At 35.0% G+C, this 15,734-nt stretch carries 11 protein-coding genes; all 11 read left to right on the top strand.

Annotated features, from left to right (window positions below; all coding sequences use genetic code 11):
• The first annotated feature begins 184 nt into the window (after window positions 1-184).
• The 11 genes from CSE_RS07740 to CSE_RS07690 all read left to right on the top strand — a co-directional run bounded on the left by CSE_RS07740 (window position 185) and on the right by CSE_RS07690 (window position 15,022).
• A complete protein-coding gene (locus tag CSE_RS07740) occupies window positions 185-817 on the top strand; it encodes an IS607 family transposase (protein WP_014454102.1) in 633 nt (210 codons plus the stop codon).
• A complete protein-coding gene (locus CSE_RS07735; protein ID WP_014454101.1) occupies window positions 798-2,432 on the top strand; it encodes an IS200/IS605 family accessory protein TnpB-related protein in 1,635 nt (544 codons plus the stop codon). The genes CSE_RS07740 and CSE_RS07735 overlap by 20 nt, the downstream gene beginning before the upstream one ends.
• A 15-nt stretch (window positions 2,433-2,447) precedes the next feature.
• Window positions 2,448-4,085, top strand: coding sequence for a 2-oxoacid:acceptor oxidoreductase subunit alpha (locus tag CSE_RS07730; RefSeq protein ID WP_014454100.1), 1,638 nt, complete (start codon window positions 2,448-2,450; stop codon window positions 4,083-4,085).
• Entirely contained in the window at window positions 4,082-4,924 is an 843-nt protein-coding gene (locus CSE_RS07725; RefSeq protein WP_014454099.1) for a thiamine pyrophosphate-dependent enzyme, read from the top strand. The genes CSE_RS07730 and CSE_RS07725 overlap by 4 nt, the downstream gene beginning before the upstream one ends.
• Window positions 4,925-5,168: 244 nt before the next feature.
• On the top strand, window positions 5,169-6,401 hold the full coding sequence (locus tag CSE_RS07720) for an efflux RND transporter periplasmic adaptor subunit (protein WP_014454098.1): 1,233 nt from the start codon (window positions 5,169-5,171) through the stop codon (window positions 6,399-6,401).
• Between the two features lie 2 nt (window positions 6,402-6,403).
• Window positions 6,404-7,123: an ABC transporter ATP-binding protein gene (locus tag CSE_RS07715; RefSeq protein WP_014454097.1), complete on the top strand. Its 720-nt coding sequence runs from the start codon at window positions 6,404-6,406 to the stop codon at window positions 7,121-7,123.
• Window positions 7,120-8,319: an ABC transporter permease gene (locus CSE_RS07710; protein ID WP_014454096.1), complete on the top strand. Its 1,200-nt coding sequence runs from the start codon at window positions 7,120-7,122 to the stop codon at window positions 8,317-8,319. The genes CSE_RS07715 and CSE_RS07710 overlap by 4 nt, the downstream gene beginning before the upstream one ends.
• A gap of 285 nt (window positions 8,320-8,604) precedes the next feature.
• Window positions 8,605-9,735 carry a hypothetical protein gene (locus tag CSE_RS07705; RefSeq protein WP_014454095.1) on the top strand — a complete coding sequence of 377 codons (1,131 nt, stop codon included), beginning with the start codon at window positions 8,605-8,607 and terminating at the stop codon, window positions 9,733-9,735.
• Window positions 9,736-9,851: 116 nt separating this feature from the next.
• Window positions 9,852-11,522 (top strand): IS1634 family transposase, encoded by a 1,671-nt coding sequence (locus CSE_RS07700; RefSeq protein ID WP_014452655.1) that lies wholly within the window; start codon window positions 9,852-9,854, stop codon window positions 11,520-11,522.
• Between the two features lie 119 nt (window positions 11,523-11,641).
• A complete protein-coding gene (locus CSE_RS08090) occupies window positions 11,642-14,287 on the top strand; it encodes an HD domain-containing phosphohydrolase (RefSeq protein ID WP_407919060.1) in 2,646 nt (881 codons plus the stop codon).
• A gap of 21 nt (window positions 14,288-14,308) precedes the next feature.
• Window positions 14,309-15,022, top strand: coding sequence for an anaerobic ribonucleoside-triphosphate reductase activating protein (locus tag CSE_RS07690; RefSeq protein WP_014454093.1), 714 nt, complete (start codon window positions 14,309-14,311; stop codon window positions 15,020-15,022).
• Window positions 15,023-15,734 lie beyond the last annotated feature (712 nt).

The raw sequence follows: 15,734 nt of genomic DNA, 5'->3' as shown, positions 1-15,734 counted from the left end.
ACAAAAGTATTATATGAAAGTTTTCCACAAATAAAAAAGTGAGCGTGAAAGTAATAATTTATTGTAAAAAATGTTCAAAGAATGTTTTTATTAATGAACAATTTTATTTATAATTTAAAAGATGAATTTGAAAGGAGGCTTGAAACAGTTGACAAAAAGTATACAAAATTATTTGCTGTTAAATATGGAGAATAGAAAGCTACTAACTATGCAAAACTTAAAAGAAATTTATGGGATAAGTAAAGGGACTATTTTAAGTTGGGAAAAACAAAAGCTAATCAATCCTATAAAAACTCCTGGGGGACATAGAAGATATTTAAAAGATGATATAGAAAAACTTCTATCTTTAACACAAGAAAAGGCTATCTATGATATAGAAAAAGATACTATCCTTTACGCAAGAGTATCTACTAAAAAACAAGAAAAATATTTGGAAAATCAAATTAATAGGTTAAAAGAATATGCTAATTCTAAAAATTACAATAAGGAAGTTATATATGAAATAGCCAGTGGTATTAACGAAAATAGGAAAGGTTTAAGAGAATTACTTAATGCAGTAAAAAATGGTAAGGTAAGAAGAATAATAATAGAATATCCAGACAGATTAGCACGTTTCAGGTTTGAATATTTGAAATTTTTTATAGAAACTTTTGGAGTAGAATTAATTGTAATTAATGGAAAAGAAAACATAGAAGATATGAACCAGGAACTGGCAGAAGATTTAATAGCAATAGTAACATCTTTTTCTGCAAGAATATATGGTAAAAGAGGGGGAAAAAGAAAAGGAGTAACCATTCATGATAACCTTGCAGTGTGAGTTAGAAGTTTCTAAAACCGATAAAGAATTACTCTTAAAACTTATGAGAAAATTCTCATCATGTATGAGATATGCATACAACAGACTAATAGAAGGCAAAGTTAGAAAAGACCTTAAAAAAGAATTACAACCCATATTTAACATAAACTCAAGATATGTAGATGATGCTATAATGAAAGCCCAAAGTGTCATAAATCTATGTATAGAGACAGAGAAAAATCCTACAAAAGTTATATTCGGTGGCAGAAAACTATTTAACCAGTTAAAAAGTAAACACTTAACAGGTAAAAGATATAAAGAACTAAAAAGAGAATGGAAAGAAAAAAGATTACTTCTATACTCAAGAGGAGACAAAACAAAATCAGGAAACCTAAACACAAGACTAATAAAAGAAAACGAAGAATGGTATTTAAGAATAAACACAGATAATAGACAATGGATAAAAGCAAAAATAATAAGAAAAGTAAAAAGAGGAACAGACAAATGGATAGACTTCATATGGAGACTAACAGAGGCAGAATTAACAAACAACTACTTTCCATATTCAGTTGAAATAAAACAAAAAAACGGAAAACTTTACGCAAATATTAGTTATGAAGAGATAATACCTGAAGTTAAATACACAAAAGAAAACGGTATTGTAGGCTTAGATATAAACGCATCACCAATTCACATAGCACTTGCCAATGTAAGTAAAGACGGAAATCTAATAAGCTATAAATCAATAAGTCTACATGAATTAATAGGAAAAACCAAGAACCAAAGAGAATATCTTTTGTGGCAAATAGCACACGAAGTAATAAACTATGCAAAAGAAAATGAAAAAGCTATTGCAATAGAAAGATTAGAAAGTATAAGCAAAGGCTACAGAGGAGATGGAAACGCAAAACTAAGAAAAAGATTTGAGCATTGGTCTTATAAATCGCTCCTAAACAAAATAAAGATATTAGGACAGAGAAATGGTATGCAGGTAATTGAAGTAAATCCAGCCTATACAAGCATAATAGGAGCATACAAATACTGTCCTCAGTATTTAATAGATAAAGATATAGCAGGTGCTTATGTTATAGGTAGAAGAGGATTAGGCTATAAAGATGATATACCAGAAAACTACTTAAAACTATTATCAAATAAAGAATATTTAGAATACTCCATAGCCAAATTAGAAGAGAAAAAAGAAGAACTAAAAGAACTTTTAAAGAATGAGAAAAACATCTATAAAAGAAAACCAATAAAGCAAGAAGTAAGTAAAATTAATAAAGATATTAAGTTGTTAAAACTTAATATACAAAACCTTAATAGCAACCCAAAGACTCAAAAACAGGTAAACCAAAGGAAGGAACCTGTGAGAGATGAATACTTTAAGTATTCATACAAACTTTGGAGAGTTGTTAAGGCAGCCTTAGGTATTCCTATTCTTGGTAAATCCTTTGTAAGGGACTTCTCTCCGTTAAAAACACTCTTAACGGATTGGGATAGGATACCAAGAAGGTTAGTTCCTGTGCTTGGTGCAGGGACTATGGTTAGCCAAATTCCGCCTGTAGGCTATATGGCTAACCTGAATTGGCGGACTACAAATAAGCCTACCAAAAGTGTAAGTTTTATACACTTTTGAGGACCAGGCTTTTAGATGGACTTTTCAATCTTTATAGGTGGACAGGCTGGCGAAGGCATCAAGCGTGGTTCAATGCTTATAGGCAAAGTTTTCAATAGATACGGCTATCACGTGTTTATTATGAACGACTACGGTTCAATTATAAGAGGAGGCACAGATTACTCTGAGATACGAGTTTCCACAAAGGAAATCCATACCTCATTTAATAAATTTGACTATATGTTTGCATTCCACATGGACGTATTCGAAAAATACAAAGATAAAGCAAAAGAAAACTGTTTTATACTTACTTTAAATGATTTCCCATATGATGATATTATTAAAAATACCGAAGGCGAGCCTTTTATGAAGCCTTCTATTGTTTTAGGAGTTCTTACGTATTTATTGGGAATTCCTCAGAATTTTGTTGAAAGTGTTATTGAAGACGACCTTGGGAGAAATGCACCAAAGAACATTGAACTATTTAGGATTGGCCTTCAAATGGCCCGTGATAGAAATTTCAAAACGATACACTTATTGAAAGGAGAAAAGACCCCAAAACCTCTTTTATACGGAAACGATGCAATTGGACTTGGTGCTGTGCGGGCAGGAATGAAGGTATATGCAGCATATCCTATAACCCCATCTTCAACCCTCCTTGAATTTCTTGCAAAAAACGCAGATAGGTTTGGAATTGTAGCACTCCAACTTGAAGATGAAATTGCTGCAATAAACCTTGCGTTGGGTAGTGCCTATGCAGGAGTTCCCTCAATGGTTGGCACATCTGGTGCAGGGCTTGACCTTATGGGAGAGACGATAAGCCTTGCAGGTGCAGTTGAAACACCAATTGTTATTCTCGATGTACAGAGGGTTGGGCCTTCCACAGGAGCACCAACTTATACGGAGCAAAGCGATTTGAACCTTGCGCTTAATATTGGGCATGGGGAATTTCCACGCATCGTGCTTGCGCCAGGAGATGTTGAAGAGGCATTTGAAGTGACAGCAAAGGCATTTCAATTTGCATGGTGGTACCAGACGCCTGTTATAATTCTTTCAGATAAACATATTTCGGAAAGCGCACGAACAACGGACATTCCTTTTTCAAATAATTACCCGATGTTGGTAAAAACCTATGATAAGGATTTTGATGGGCCGTACCACAGGTATAAGATTACACCAGATGGTATTTCCCCATTTGCTTTTCCTCAAACACCTGATGTTGTTGTGCATGTAAATTCAACAGAGCACACAGAAGAAGGCTACTCTTCAAGTTTACCTGAAACGCTAACTAAGATGAAAGAAAAACGATTAAAGAAAATGAAAACAATTGAAGAAGACTTTAAATTAATGCGCTTTATAAATGTGTTTAACGAAGATGATGTTGCTGTTGTTTCCTTTGGTTCACCTAAGGGTGCAATCCTTGAAGCAATTGAAAATCTTCCAATAAAATTTATCCAAGTTATTTCTTTGGAGCCTTTTCCAAAAGAAGCATTATTGGAAGAACTTGAAGGCGTAAAGAAGGTCATCTCCGTTGAGCAAAACTCATTTGGGCAGTTTGCGGACCTCTTTGAAAGGAAAACCAATAAGAAAATCGACAAAAGGATTCTAAAATATGACGGAAGGCCTTTTAGTCCGTGGGAATTAAGAAGTGCATTTGAGGAGGTGCTAAGATGAACCTTTCAACTGATAGAAAAATCCAGTGGTGTCCGGGGTGCGGAAACTTTGGCATATATAATGCGCTAAAAAGTGTTTTGGAGAAAGAGATTGATGAAGGTCATATTAAAAAGGAAGATATTGTACTTGTCTCAGGTATTGGGTGCTACGGGTATATAACAAACTATTATCACCTCAATTCCTTTCATACTATCCACGGGCGTGTGCCACCGCTTTTAACCGGTATTAAACTTGCAAACCCATCTTTAATACCAATTGGTTTTGTTGGCGATGGTGATGCATTCGCTGAAGGGATGTCTCACACGATCCACGTTGCAAGGAGAAATTCTAACGTAAAACTAATCCTTCACAATAATGCAGTTTATGGACTTACAACGGGGCAGTTTACCCCAACTTCTCCCAAGGGATTTAAAAGTAGATCTACCCCCTATGGAAATCCTGAAAACCCAATAAATCCTATAACACTTATGCTTGTATCACAGGCGACATTTGTTGCAAGGGGATTTTCAGGCGATATAAAGCATCTTCAATACATATTTTCTGAAATGATGAAACACAGAGGATTTGCTTTTGTTGAAGTCCTTCAGCCGTGTGTCACGTTTAATAATACTTACCAATTTTACAAGGAGCGGGTGTATAAATTGGAAGAAACTAATTACGAACCAACTGAATTTGGTTTAGCGCTTCAAAAGTCCCTTGAATGGGGTGAGAAAATTCCCACGGGTATTTTCTACAAGAAAGAACTTCCTACATATGAAGATTTAGTTTTGAGAGGCGAGGACATATTCTACGAAAGGAGCGTCCCAGATCTAAAGGATGTAATAAATGAATTCGTATAAGCGGGAGATTACTTTAGGAAAAATAAATACTTTATTAGAATGATATAAACTGGAAGTGATTTTGTTTAGTATACGACAATTAATTGCATTTTCACAGTGGAACATTTGATATAAAGAGCATCTTATTTGAAGCAAAACTTCGCTATGGTTAATTTATTTATTCTCGTTTTTTATAACTTGTGTATAATATAAATAGATTTAAAAATTTAAAGGTAATACAACAAATTATTTAGGAGGCGTATTTATGAAAAAGAAACTTTTAGTTTTAGGAGTTGTGCTTGCATTGGTTGTTTTGTCGGTTGGGTGTGCAAGTGTATCAGACTCAGCCAAAATTAGTTCAAACCCGAGAACATTTACTGTATCTTACATGGACCTAAATTCCGAAGTGAATTTGACTGGCACAGTTTCCTATATTGATGAAGAAAATGTCTATCCAAAGATATCAGGGATTGTGAAAAATATCTTTGTAAGTGAAGGCTCTTTAGTGAAGGCAAATGACAAGATTCTTGAAATTGATTCAACGCAGGCAAATTTATCGTATCAAAATGCAAATGCAAGTTATCAAAACGCAAAAATATCGTATGAATTAACGTTGAGATCAAAGGCAGATCTTGAGAATAGCGTTAAGCAGGCAGAGAATAATCTCAAAAGTGCAGAGGCTTCTTATGATGTAGCAAAAGCAAACTATGATTCCGTCTTTGGGAGTGATAAATCAACCGACCAACAAAGGAAACAAGCAAAGCAACAATTAGTTCAGGCGGAGGTGACGCTTAATAATGCTCGAATTTTACTTGATAATGCAAAGAGGCAACTTGATAACTTTACTCTTAAATTAGAACAAGTAAAAATTCAACTCGATCAGGCAGAGGCCTCTTTTGATGTAGCAAAAAAATCACTTAACGATTATATTATAAGAAGCCCAATTGACGGAGTTGTCCTTACATTAAACGTATCTCTTAATGCGCCAATCCAAGTAGGCGTGCCTGTTGCGGTTGTTGGCAATCCCCGGGGATTTCTTATCACAGCCTACGCAGACGAAATTGATATGCCAAAGTTAAAGGTAGGCCAAAATGTGACCGTTACCTTTGATGCACTGCCGGGAACAGCCTTAAAGGGTCGTGTTTCATTTATTGGCCTTAAAAAGGTTAATATACAAGGCGGCTCTGCATATGTTGTAAAGATTCAAGTGGACGAATCAAATCCAACTGTAAAATCTGGAATGTCAGCAAATGCCCTTATTGTTACAAGTTCAAAAAAGCATGTTCTTGCAGTACCAGTTTCTTCGATTGTAACTCTTGCAGATGGGCGCGCCTTTGTGGACAAGGTTATAAATGGTAAGGTTCAAAGAATTGAAGTTAAAACGGGAATTTCTTCAAATGCATATGTTGAAATTGTAAGTGGATTAAGTGCTGGAGACACAGTTCTTCTTATTCCTAATACAGGTAGCACGACTTCGAATTCTCCTTTTGGAGGATAAAAATGCAATATTTAATTGAAGCAAGAAACCTTGTAAAGGTTTACAAATTGGGAGAAGTTGAAATTGAAGCACTAAGAGGTGTTAGTTTAAACGTTCAAGAGGGAGAACTTATCTCAGTAATTGGGCCATCTGGCTCTGGAAAATCAACATTGATGCATATTTTAGGTTGTCTTGATACACCAACGAGTGGTGAGTATCTTCTTGAAGGAGTTAATGTATCCAAACTCAGCGACTATGAGTTATCTCGTGTTAGGAACGAAAAAATAGGGTTTGTGTTTCAAACATTTAACCTTCTTTCGCATCTTACAGTGCTTGAGAATGTCCTTTTGCCAGTGCAATACAACCCCAATGGAGATATTAAAAGTGCAACAAAAAGGGCATATGAACTTCTTGAAAAATTCGGATTAAAAAATAGAGTTAGGAATAGGCCCACTCAACTTTCTGGTGGAGAGATGCAAAGGGTTGCAATTGCAAGGGCATTAATAAACAATCCTAAAATTCTTTTTGCAGATGAACCAACAGGAAACCTTGATTCAAAAACTGGCCTTGAAATTTTGAAGATACTAAAAGAACTTCACAAGGAAGGCATGACGGAGGTAATAGTTACCCATGACCTTAATATCACAAGGTTCACAGAGAGGATTATAAAAATAAAGGATGGACTTATCGAGGGCGAGGAAGTTAATAGAGTTGTTTACGAAGTTGAGGAGGAAGGAATATGAAGATCTTAAGGATTGTGAGAATGGCATTTGATTCGCTAAGGCTAAATAGATTAAGATCGATTCTTTCGACACTTGGCATTGTTGTTGGTGTTGCATCTCTTATTCTTATAACTTCGTTTGGTTATGGTGCACAACAGGAGATTCTTTCAAGCATAAACAAAATTGGCTCTGATGCAATAATTATTACTCCTGGCAAGGTAAACGATGTAAGGAGAGCATTTTCCTCTATTGGAAGCGCAGTAACAAAACCTATAACCTATGACGATCTACAATTTCTTAAAAGCCAGATTCAAGGAGTTATTGCAACACCCTCGCTTACAACAGCAAGGGCAACTGTTAAGGTTGGCACAAATGAAATTTCAGTTACAGTAAGCGGAGTTAATGAGGATTTTCTTTCTGCACTTGGATATGACCTTGCATCAGGTAGAGGATTTACTTCTACTGATATAAATAGTTTTATGAACTATGCAATCCTTGGGTCAAAAATTGCAACTGATCTATTTGGAACAGAATCACCTGTCGGAAAAAGTATAAATCTTCTCAATACAAAATTCTATATCATTGGTGTCTTAGTCCCCCAAGGAAGTACAATGTTTGGAAGTGTCGATAGGAACATCTATATTCCAATTACTAAACTTTTTTCGATAACTAATACAAATTCTTTGGGTGCAATTTATATGAAGCCACCTCAGGGGATGTCAAAGGATGTGCTTATTGCTTTGGTAAAAACACTTCTTACAAATCGGCATGGCGTTGAAAATTTTACGATTTCAGATATGGCGCAATTTGCAAATCTTGCAAACACTGCAACTTCAATTTTGACAACAGCCTTAACACTTATTGGGCTTATTGCCCTCATTGTTGGTGGCATTGGCATTATGAATATCATGCTTGCAACAGTTGCTGAGCGAACCCGTGAAATTGGGATAAGAAAGGCAGTTGGTGCAAATTCACGAGATATTTTATTGCAGTTTCTGTTTGAATCGATTGTTATAACCGTTGTTGGTGGGACAATTGGAATAATTTTAGGTGTGCTTGGGGCACGACTTTTAAATAGTTTATCGAGAACGGCAATAACTCCAACTTCGATAATTGTTGGCTTTTCGGTTTCCGTTGCAGTTGGTGTGTTTTTTGGAGTTTATCCTGCGGTTAAGGCATCCAAACTTAACCCTGTTGAGGCACTGAGATACGAATAACACATTAGAGGGGGATTAACAATTCTCCCCCTCTAACTCCCCCTGAAAGGCGGAGATCCCTCACATTCGCTCGGGATGACTTTTTTGGGGGAATACTGAGGGGGTTTGTTGCCCCCTCAGATTTGAAGTATTTGCTTCAAAAAGGCATTTCAGGGTGAAAATTTTCAAAAATAATCGATGATGTGTTAGCAAAAAATAGCACTCGGTAAAAAAATTTGCTAAAATGTTTTAAATAAATTTGAATATTTCGTGAAAAGTTCTATAATGTAACTAGTGGGTGTAAAAATGGACTGGCTATTAATTGTTCTTGAGTACTCTGTTTTTACGGTCCCTATTGGTATCGGATTCTGGTTATCATTTAGGTGGTTTGTGCAAAAGCGAACTTATGAAAGAGTCCTTTTTATTGTTTCATTTTTGCTTCCTGTTACATCAGTTTTGTCTCTTATTAAAGTTTTTTACATTTTAGAATTGGGGCCGAAGGAGCCTGCGTTTTTACCAGTTAATTTTATATTTGCATTGGGTATTGTTTTAAGTGTCTATATAGTAATTTTTCTTACAACAGGAAAATATGTTGCGATACCGAATAAAATTGAAATTATTGGTATAGGTTTTCTTATTATTTCGTCATTTTTCATACAGAATAAAATACGTATATTTGATTATGTTTCGTGGGGTTTAATAGGGATTGCGGTAATTCATCTTGCAAGGGGTTTTGCATATTCAACATACGGCTCAAAGCGTGAAAAGAGGATCTATGTTTTTGTAGTAATCTTTTCTTCTATTTCAATTCTTTTGAAACTTCTTTTCTATCTTTCCCTTATTTCTCTTAAGCCTGCAATTTATATTTCTCTTACCCTAATGTTCCTTTCATTCTTGCATGCAACGTTTGTAATGAGAGATATTGGAGCAAAAATGCCAAGCCGTCCTCTCGAAAAACAAGTTTTTAATGAAAAGGTTTCAATTTTTAGAAGACTCATTGTGGTTTCTCTCATTGCAACACTGATTATGTCAATTTCTACGGTTTTTGGATATAACTCATACAAGACCCAAAAGGATAATATAATAAGTAATCTTCAAGATAAGATTCAGAACGCCGCATTTACAATTACAGACAAACTAAATATTTATTTGGTTGACTCTTTTGAAAATTACCTTACATATCTTGCTCAAACACTTGAAGTAGACAATATTTCAAAGGCAAAATCACAGATAAAAACCTTCTACGAAACCCACAAAGATACGTTTGCTTCGGTTACTCTTATGAATAATAAAGGTGTAATCGTCTATACTTACCCTTATACATATTCAATTGGGATAAACATAGCAAATCAACCACACGTAAAAGAGGCGCTTGAGACAAAAAAAGTGACTCCTGACTTTATCACTTACTCTTCATTTTTGAGTATTTTTATCTAAAGAATGTAGTATTTATGTAGCTGTAATTTTTTGTTTTTTAAAATTGTAGTAGCAATATTTTATCATTTATTTCTTGTTTTTGCTTGCATTTTTTAATATTTATGATACAATAGGATATGTTTGTAAAAGTTACTAAGTCTGGAAAGCATAAGTATGTCTCCATAGTCTCGGCATACAGAGACAAAGAAAAAAGTATCATAAAGCACAAGGTGATCCTTAACCTTGGTAGATTAGATATGATTGAGAACAACCCAATGTTTGGAAGATTAGGCCTTCGCCTTGCAGAACTATCAAAGTTTAAGGATATGATTGACCTGAATACGGTAAAAGGTGGAAATGTCGTTAATACTGGCTATGCTGTCTACAAGAAACTCTGGGATAACTATGGATTAAATAAACTGCTTAATGATATGAGAGAGAAAACAAATATCCAGTTTGACTTAAACACTTCTATCTTCTTAATGGCAGCAGAACACCTTATGAATCCAAAGAGTAAGCTTGGAACATACAACAATCAACTGCACTATGCTAATCTTCCTTCTGTAGGATTAAACCACCTCTATCGTTCCCTTGACATACTATCAGAGCATAAAGAAACAATTGAAGATTACCTTTTTAACAAACAGAAGAGCCTATTCAATATGAATGTTGATGTTGTCTTCTATGATGCAACAACATTCAGGTTTGAAAGCGTAAAGAAGGATACATTAAGAGACTTTGGATTCAGCAAAGAAAATAGGGTTAATGAAGTGCAGGTTGTCTTAGGACTGCTCATTGATATGGTTGGTCGGCCAATAGGATATGAACTCTTTCCTGGCAATACCTTTGAAGGTAAGACACTTGAGTCGTCCCTTGATAAACTCAGTGGAAGGTTTGGCATACGCAGGGTAATCATCGTTGCAGACAGAGGGCTAAATTCAAAGCTCAACTTAAAGAAAATCAAAGATAAAGGGTATGATTACATTGTTTCATCACGCATAAAGAGCATGAAGAAGGATGTGCAGGAAAGTATCCTGAATGAAGAGGGGTACGTCACAATAAAAGGGAAAGATACCCTTAACCTCAATTCAGCCGATTCAAGCCAAGATGAAGAAACCTTCAGATACAAGCTGCTTGATTATGTAAATACTGTAAGAGATACAGATAACAAACTGTATGACCTCAAAGAGAAGCTCCTTGTAACTTATTCTCCCTTGAGAGCTCAAAAGGATAGAGAGGATAGGCAGAGGTTGATTGATAAAGGAGTAAAATTTCTTGATAACCCTTCTGCTATCAGTGGAAGCTTGAAGCGTGGAGGAAGAAAATACCTCAAGGAGACAAACAAGCTGAACTGGGAATTGGATAAAAATGCAATGTCAAGGGATGAGATGTTTGATGGATACTATGCAATAGAGGTAAGCAAGACTGATATGAATGTAAATGACATTCTTGATGCACACCATGCTCTATGGAAGATAGAAGAATCATTCAGGATAATGAAGAGTACGTTGGAGGTTAGGCCAATCTTCCACTGGACCGAAAAAAGAATCAAAGGCCACTTTGTTGTTTGTTTCCTCTCTTTCCTTCTTGAAAGAACGCTTGAACTAACACTTAAAGAGAATAATATCAAAGCATCACCTGAAAGAATCAAAGAAGCACTCAACTTAATGAATCTTACAGAATTTAGTGCAGAAGGACATTCATTCTATCTTAAAACAAAGTGGGATGAGCTTGGTAACAAGATTCTTAAAATACTTCATATTAAACCTCCAAAAAACATTACTCCCTTTGAAGAGTTAAGAATCTAATCAGAACAAAAAGATCAAACAGAAGTTTGTAGTAGCAAAATGAAGGTTTTTAAAAATTAATTCTTAGGATTTATGCGGGTTGGTTCAAGGTCAACTGATAAAGTCGGGATAAAGGTGTAATCGTCTATACTTACCCTTATACATATTCAATTGGGATAAACATAGCAAATCAACCACACGTAAAAGAGGCGCTTGAGACAAAAAAAGTGACTCTTTCGATGCCATTCAAAGCAGTGCAGGGTTTTAATGCAATAGCACTTCATATTCCAATTTTCAAAGAAAACGAATTTTATGGCACAATTGCAGGACTTATTGACCTCAATATGCTTTCACATACCCTGACAAACGCTATTTCTCCATTAAAATTCATCGTATCTGAAGATAATATTATCTTTGCAACAAATATTTCAGATAGCCTATTTCTAAGCAATATAGATGACATTGTAAAGCACATGACCTCAGATAATACTATTTCAAGAACTTACCCCTTTACATATCATTCACACCACTTTGTTATTCATACCTTTGGTAGTTTAAGCGATGTTGCCGATAGCATAAACAATGCTTTTAGAAACACTGTTTTAACTTATGGGTTATTTTTAATATTATTCCTTATTTTTTGCGGCATACTTCTTTTTGGGCTTTTTGAAACCGAAAAAGAAACAACAACCGAACTTGAGATAGCGCTTAAAAAAGAAGTGGAAGCCTTAAAGGTATATAAGGAAACGCAAGAGAAACTAAATATATTGAATAATTTTATTTACAATACCTCTATAACAATGCAAGCTGAAGAAGTTGTGCAAAAATTCCTTGAAACGATATTTACTCTTATACCAAAGATAGAAAAGGGTGTTTTGTGGCTTGCAATTGGCAATTCAATTATGCCTGTTGCATCCATTGGCTATGACAAGGAGATTTTAAAAAATCTCATCCTTGATAAGACTTATGAAAGCAAACTATGGACTAAGCCAATAATTATCGAGAAAATTGGTATCTCTGGATTTCCAGAAAATTTTAGAAACTATGCAAGACAACTTGGTCTTGAAGAAATAAAAGAAACGCTTATAATACCCATTATTGTTTCAGATGAATACGCAGGCCACTTATCGTTGGATATTTTCAAAGATGATGTCCACTTCGGAAAAGAGGATATAGATCTTGCAAATACTGTTAGCAAAATTATATCTTTCTATCTTTCAATTCAAGGTGCACTTAATGCCCTAAAAAGAGAAGTCGATTTAAACGCCTTGCTTGCATCAAAACTTGAAACCATTATTGACTTCATCTCAAAAGCATCTTTTAAAGAAACAAACGAAGAATTTTTCTCAAAGTTGCTCGATCTTACGCTATCGCTTATAGAAGAGGGCGAAATGGGTTCAGTTCTTCTAAGATTTGGAAACAAACTTAAGTATGTTGCATCCTCTGGATATGATATTACACTTTTAAATAAACTAAGGATTGATCTTGAAAGAGAACAACAACTTGTAGAAAAAGGTAAAGCTAAAATTATTAAATCGATTGGAATTGTTGGTTTGGAGGAAAGCGAGAAAGACCTTGCACTTAAGATTGGCATTGATAAAGTGCGATTTACAATCACAGCATCGTTTTTTGTAGATGAGGAATATTACGGCGGGGTATTCATAGATTCCACAAAGGAGGAAAATCCGTTTACCTCTGATAGCATTGAAGTTATGAAGGCAGTGTCAAACTTGGGGTCACTTTTTTTGAGAACGAAGAAACTATTTGAGGGACTTGAAAATGAGTTAAAGATAGACAGGATTATAAGGGGAATTTCAGAGCATCTTGATTTTGAGAATGAATCATCCAACTATATGAAGGAAGCATTCAGATTAATAAAGGTTGTTTTTGATTACATTGAGTATTTAAAACTGAGTGTGAGAATTGAGGAACGATATATTCACGCACTTTTATTTGATGACAATGTAAGATTAATTAGAAATGATACAAGCGAATTTATATTTGACGAAGAGAAGAATTTTGAAACACTCGAAAAGATAAACTATGAAATAGAGAAAGATTTTATTGAAATCGGAGTATCCAAAGGTAGCGAAACTGATGTAGATACATTAAATCAACTGGAATTGGCAATACTTCCTTCAATAAAAAGTTTCTTCATCTATAAAGATAGGTCTAAACTTTTTGCGGACATTATGATTGCGTTTGCTCGTGCTATTGATTCAAAAGATCCTTATACAAGATTACACTCTGAAAATGTAACAAAATATGCATACTTTTTTGGAATACACCTTGGACTTGACAACAAAGCCCTTAAAACGCTTGTATTTGCTGCGGTATTACACGATGTTGGAAAAATTGGAGTAAGTGACATAATCCTTCTTAAAAATGGAAATTTAACTCAGGAAGAATTTTCTGAAGTGAAAATACATCCTGAAAAAGGCTTTGAAATTGTTTCTGCTATTGAAGGTTTAAAAGAAGTTGCAAGAGTTTTGCGCCATCACCATGAACGGTGGGACGGCATTGGTTATCCAGATGGACTTAAGGAAGAACAAATCCCATATTTATCAAGAATTCTTACAATCGTTGATTCATTTGATGCGATGACTACAGATAGACCTTACAGGAAGGCGAAATCAATTGAGGAAGCAATGAATGAAATTGAAAGGAATGCAGGTTTGCAATTTGATCCACAACTTGCAAAGAAGTTTATTGAACTGAAAGATAAAATAATGGATGCCTTGGACTTTTCAATTGAAAAAATACTAACAGCAATACTAAGAATCTAATAAAAGTTGTATAATACTTTGATGAGTGAATCAAGAAGTGTGGATATAAGAATTGGAGCATTTCAGAAGTTTTCTCTTGTAGATTATCCTAATAAAACTTGTGCTATTATTTTTACACTTGGATGTAATTTCCGCTGTCCCTTTTGCCACAATAGAGAACTTGTTTTGCCAACTCTTTTTCCTGAGGAAATACTTTTTGAGAGTATTGAAGACTTTCTTAAAAGTAGAGTTGGGCTTCTTGATGCAGTCGAATTTACAGGTGGAGAGCCTTTAATTTATAAAGATTTAGTTAAGATTGTAAAAAGAATTAAGGATATGGGTTTTTTGGTAAAGTTAGACACAAACGGATCTTTTCCTGATAGGCTCAAAGAAATTTTGCCCTTTGTTGATTATATTGCGATGGATATAAAGGCACCGCTTGAAAGGTATAGCGAAGCAATTGGCGTAAATGTTCTCGGTAATATCATAAGAGAAAGTGTTCAAATTATAAAAAACTCAGGTAAAGACTATGAATTTAGGACAACAGTTTTTAAAAATTATTTCAAAACCTTAGACGATTTTGTGAAGATAGGCGAAATTATAAATAGGGCAAAGGCATATTATATCCAACAACCGCATTTTGACAAGGTGCTTGACCCAACTTATCCATTTGAGACATTCACCAATGCAGAACTTAACGAAATAAAAAAATTAATGCAAAACTTCGCAGAAAAAGTAGAAGTAAGAAATATTTAAGTTGACTCTTTCCCTCGATAACCACCAAAAGTTGATGGAGAAATAACCCCTCTTCAGTATCCCCCAAAAAAAAGTCATCCCGAACGAATGTAAGGGATTTCCGCCTTTAAGGGGGAGTTAGAGGGGGAGCCTTTTTAATCCCCTCTATTAAAGAAGGAGATTCCTCAGGCTAAAGCCTTCGGAATGACAAACGACGGTCATTTCGAACGAAGTGAGAAATCTCCTCAGTTAACTTTGAGGGGGCGAAATCCTCTCTCAGCACTCCCCAAATAACTCAATTATTTTATGTAGTCATGCCGAAATGACTTTCTGAGGCATCCCCTCAGTTCAATCTGAGGGGGCAAAATACCCCCCTCAGTACTCCCCCCCAAAAAAATCTTTTTGTCCTTTCAGGGGGAGTTAGAGGGGGAGAATCGCAAGTCCCCCTCTAAATTGTTTAAAGGGGGATATTTGAACTCTTTCGATTTAAAAGAGGAGATTCCTCGCCTTTGGCTTCGGAATGACGAAACAAGGTCATTTCAACGAACGCAGTGAGAAATCTCTGCCTTTGAATTCCTCTTACAAAAAACAAGTGAATTTTTTATATTTTTGAGGGAAAAGTCGGTTAGTGATATCTATTTTGCTTTTCAATCACAATTGGATAATTTTTTCTGTGAGTAGTTGAAGTTTTATAACATACCATTTGTAAGAGATATCCTTTTAAAACTTTGTA

It is taken from the genome of Caldisericum exile AZM16c01 (genome assembly GCF_000284335.1).
Lineage (GTDB): Bacteria > Caldisericota > Caldisericia > Caldisericales > Caldisericaceae > Caldisericum > Caldisericum exile.
The sequence above is the reverse complement of the archived record's forward strand: the minus strand, read 5'-3'. Positions and strand labels throughout refer to the sequence as shown.

Excerpts from the sequence above, each read along its gene's own strand:
- CSE_RS07715 (WP_014454097.1), top strand. The coding sequence starts at position 6,404 with ATGCAATATTTAATTGAAGCAAGAAACCTTGTAAAGGTTTACAAATTG.
- CSE_RS07700 (WP_014452655.1), top strand. The coding sequence starts at position 9,852 with ATGTTTGTAAAAGTTACTAAGTCTGGAAAGCATAAGTATGTCTCCATA.
- CSE_RS07690 (WP_014454093.1), top strand. The coding sequence starts at position 14,309 with ATGAGTGAATCAAGAAGTGTGGATATAAGAATTGGAGCATTTCAGAAG.
- CSE_RS07735 (WP_014454101.1), top strand. The coding sequence starts at position 798 with ATGATAACCTTGCAGTGTGAGTTAGAAGTTTCTAAAACCGATAAAGAA.
- CSE_RS07710 (WP_014454096.1), top strand. The coding sequence starts at position 7,120 with ATGAAGATCTTAAGGATTGTGAGAATGGCATTTGATTCGCTAAGGCTA.
- CSE_RS07725 (WP_014454099.1), top strand. The coding sequence starts at position 4,082 with ATGAACCTTTCAACTGATAGAAAAATCCAGTGGTGTCCGGGGTGCGGA.
- CSE_RS07740 (WP_014454102.1), top strand. The coding sequence starts at position 185 with ATGGAGAATAGAAAGCTACTAACTATGCAAAACTTAAAAGAAATTTAT.
- CSE_RS07705 (WP_014454095.1), top strand. The coding sequence starts at position 8,605 with ATGGACTGGCTATTAATTGTTCTTGAGTACTCTGTTTTTACGGTCCCT.
- CSE_RS07720 (WP_014454098.1), top strand. The coding sequence starts at position 5,169 with ATGAAAAAGAAACTTTTAGTTTTAGGAGTTGTGCTTGCATTGGTTGTT.
- CSE_RS07730 (WP_014454100.1), top strand. The coding sequence starts at position 2,448 with ATGGACTTTTCAATCTTTATAGGTGGACAGGCTGGCGAAGGCATCAAG.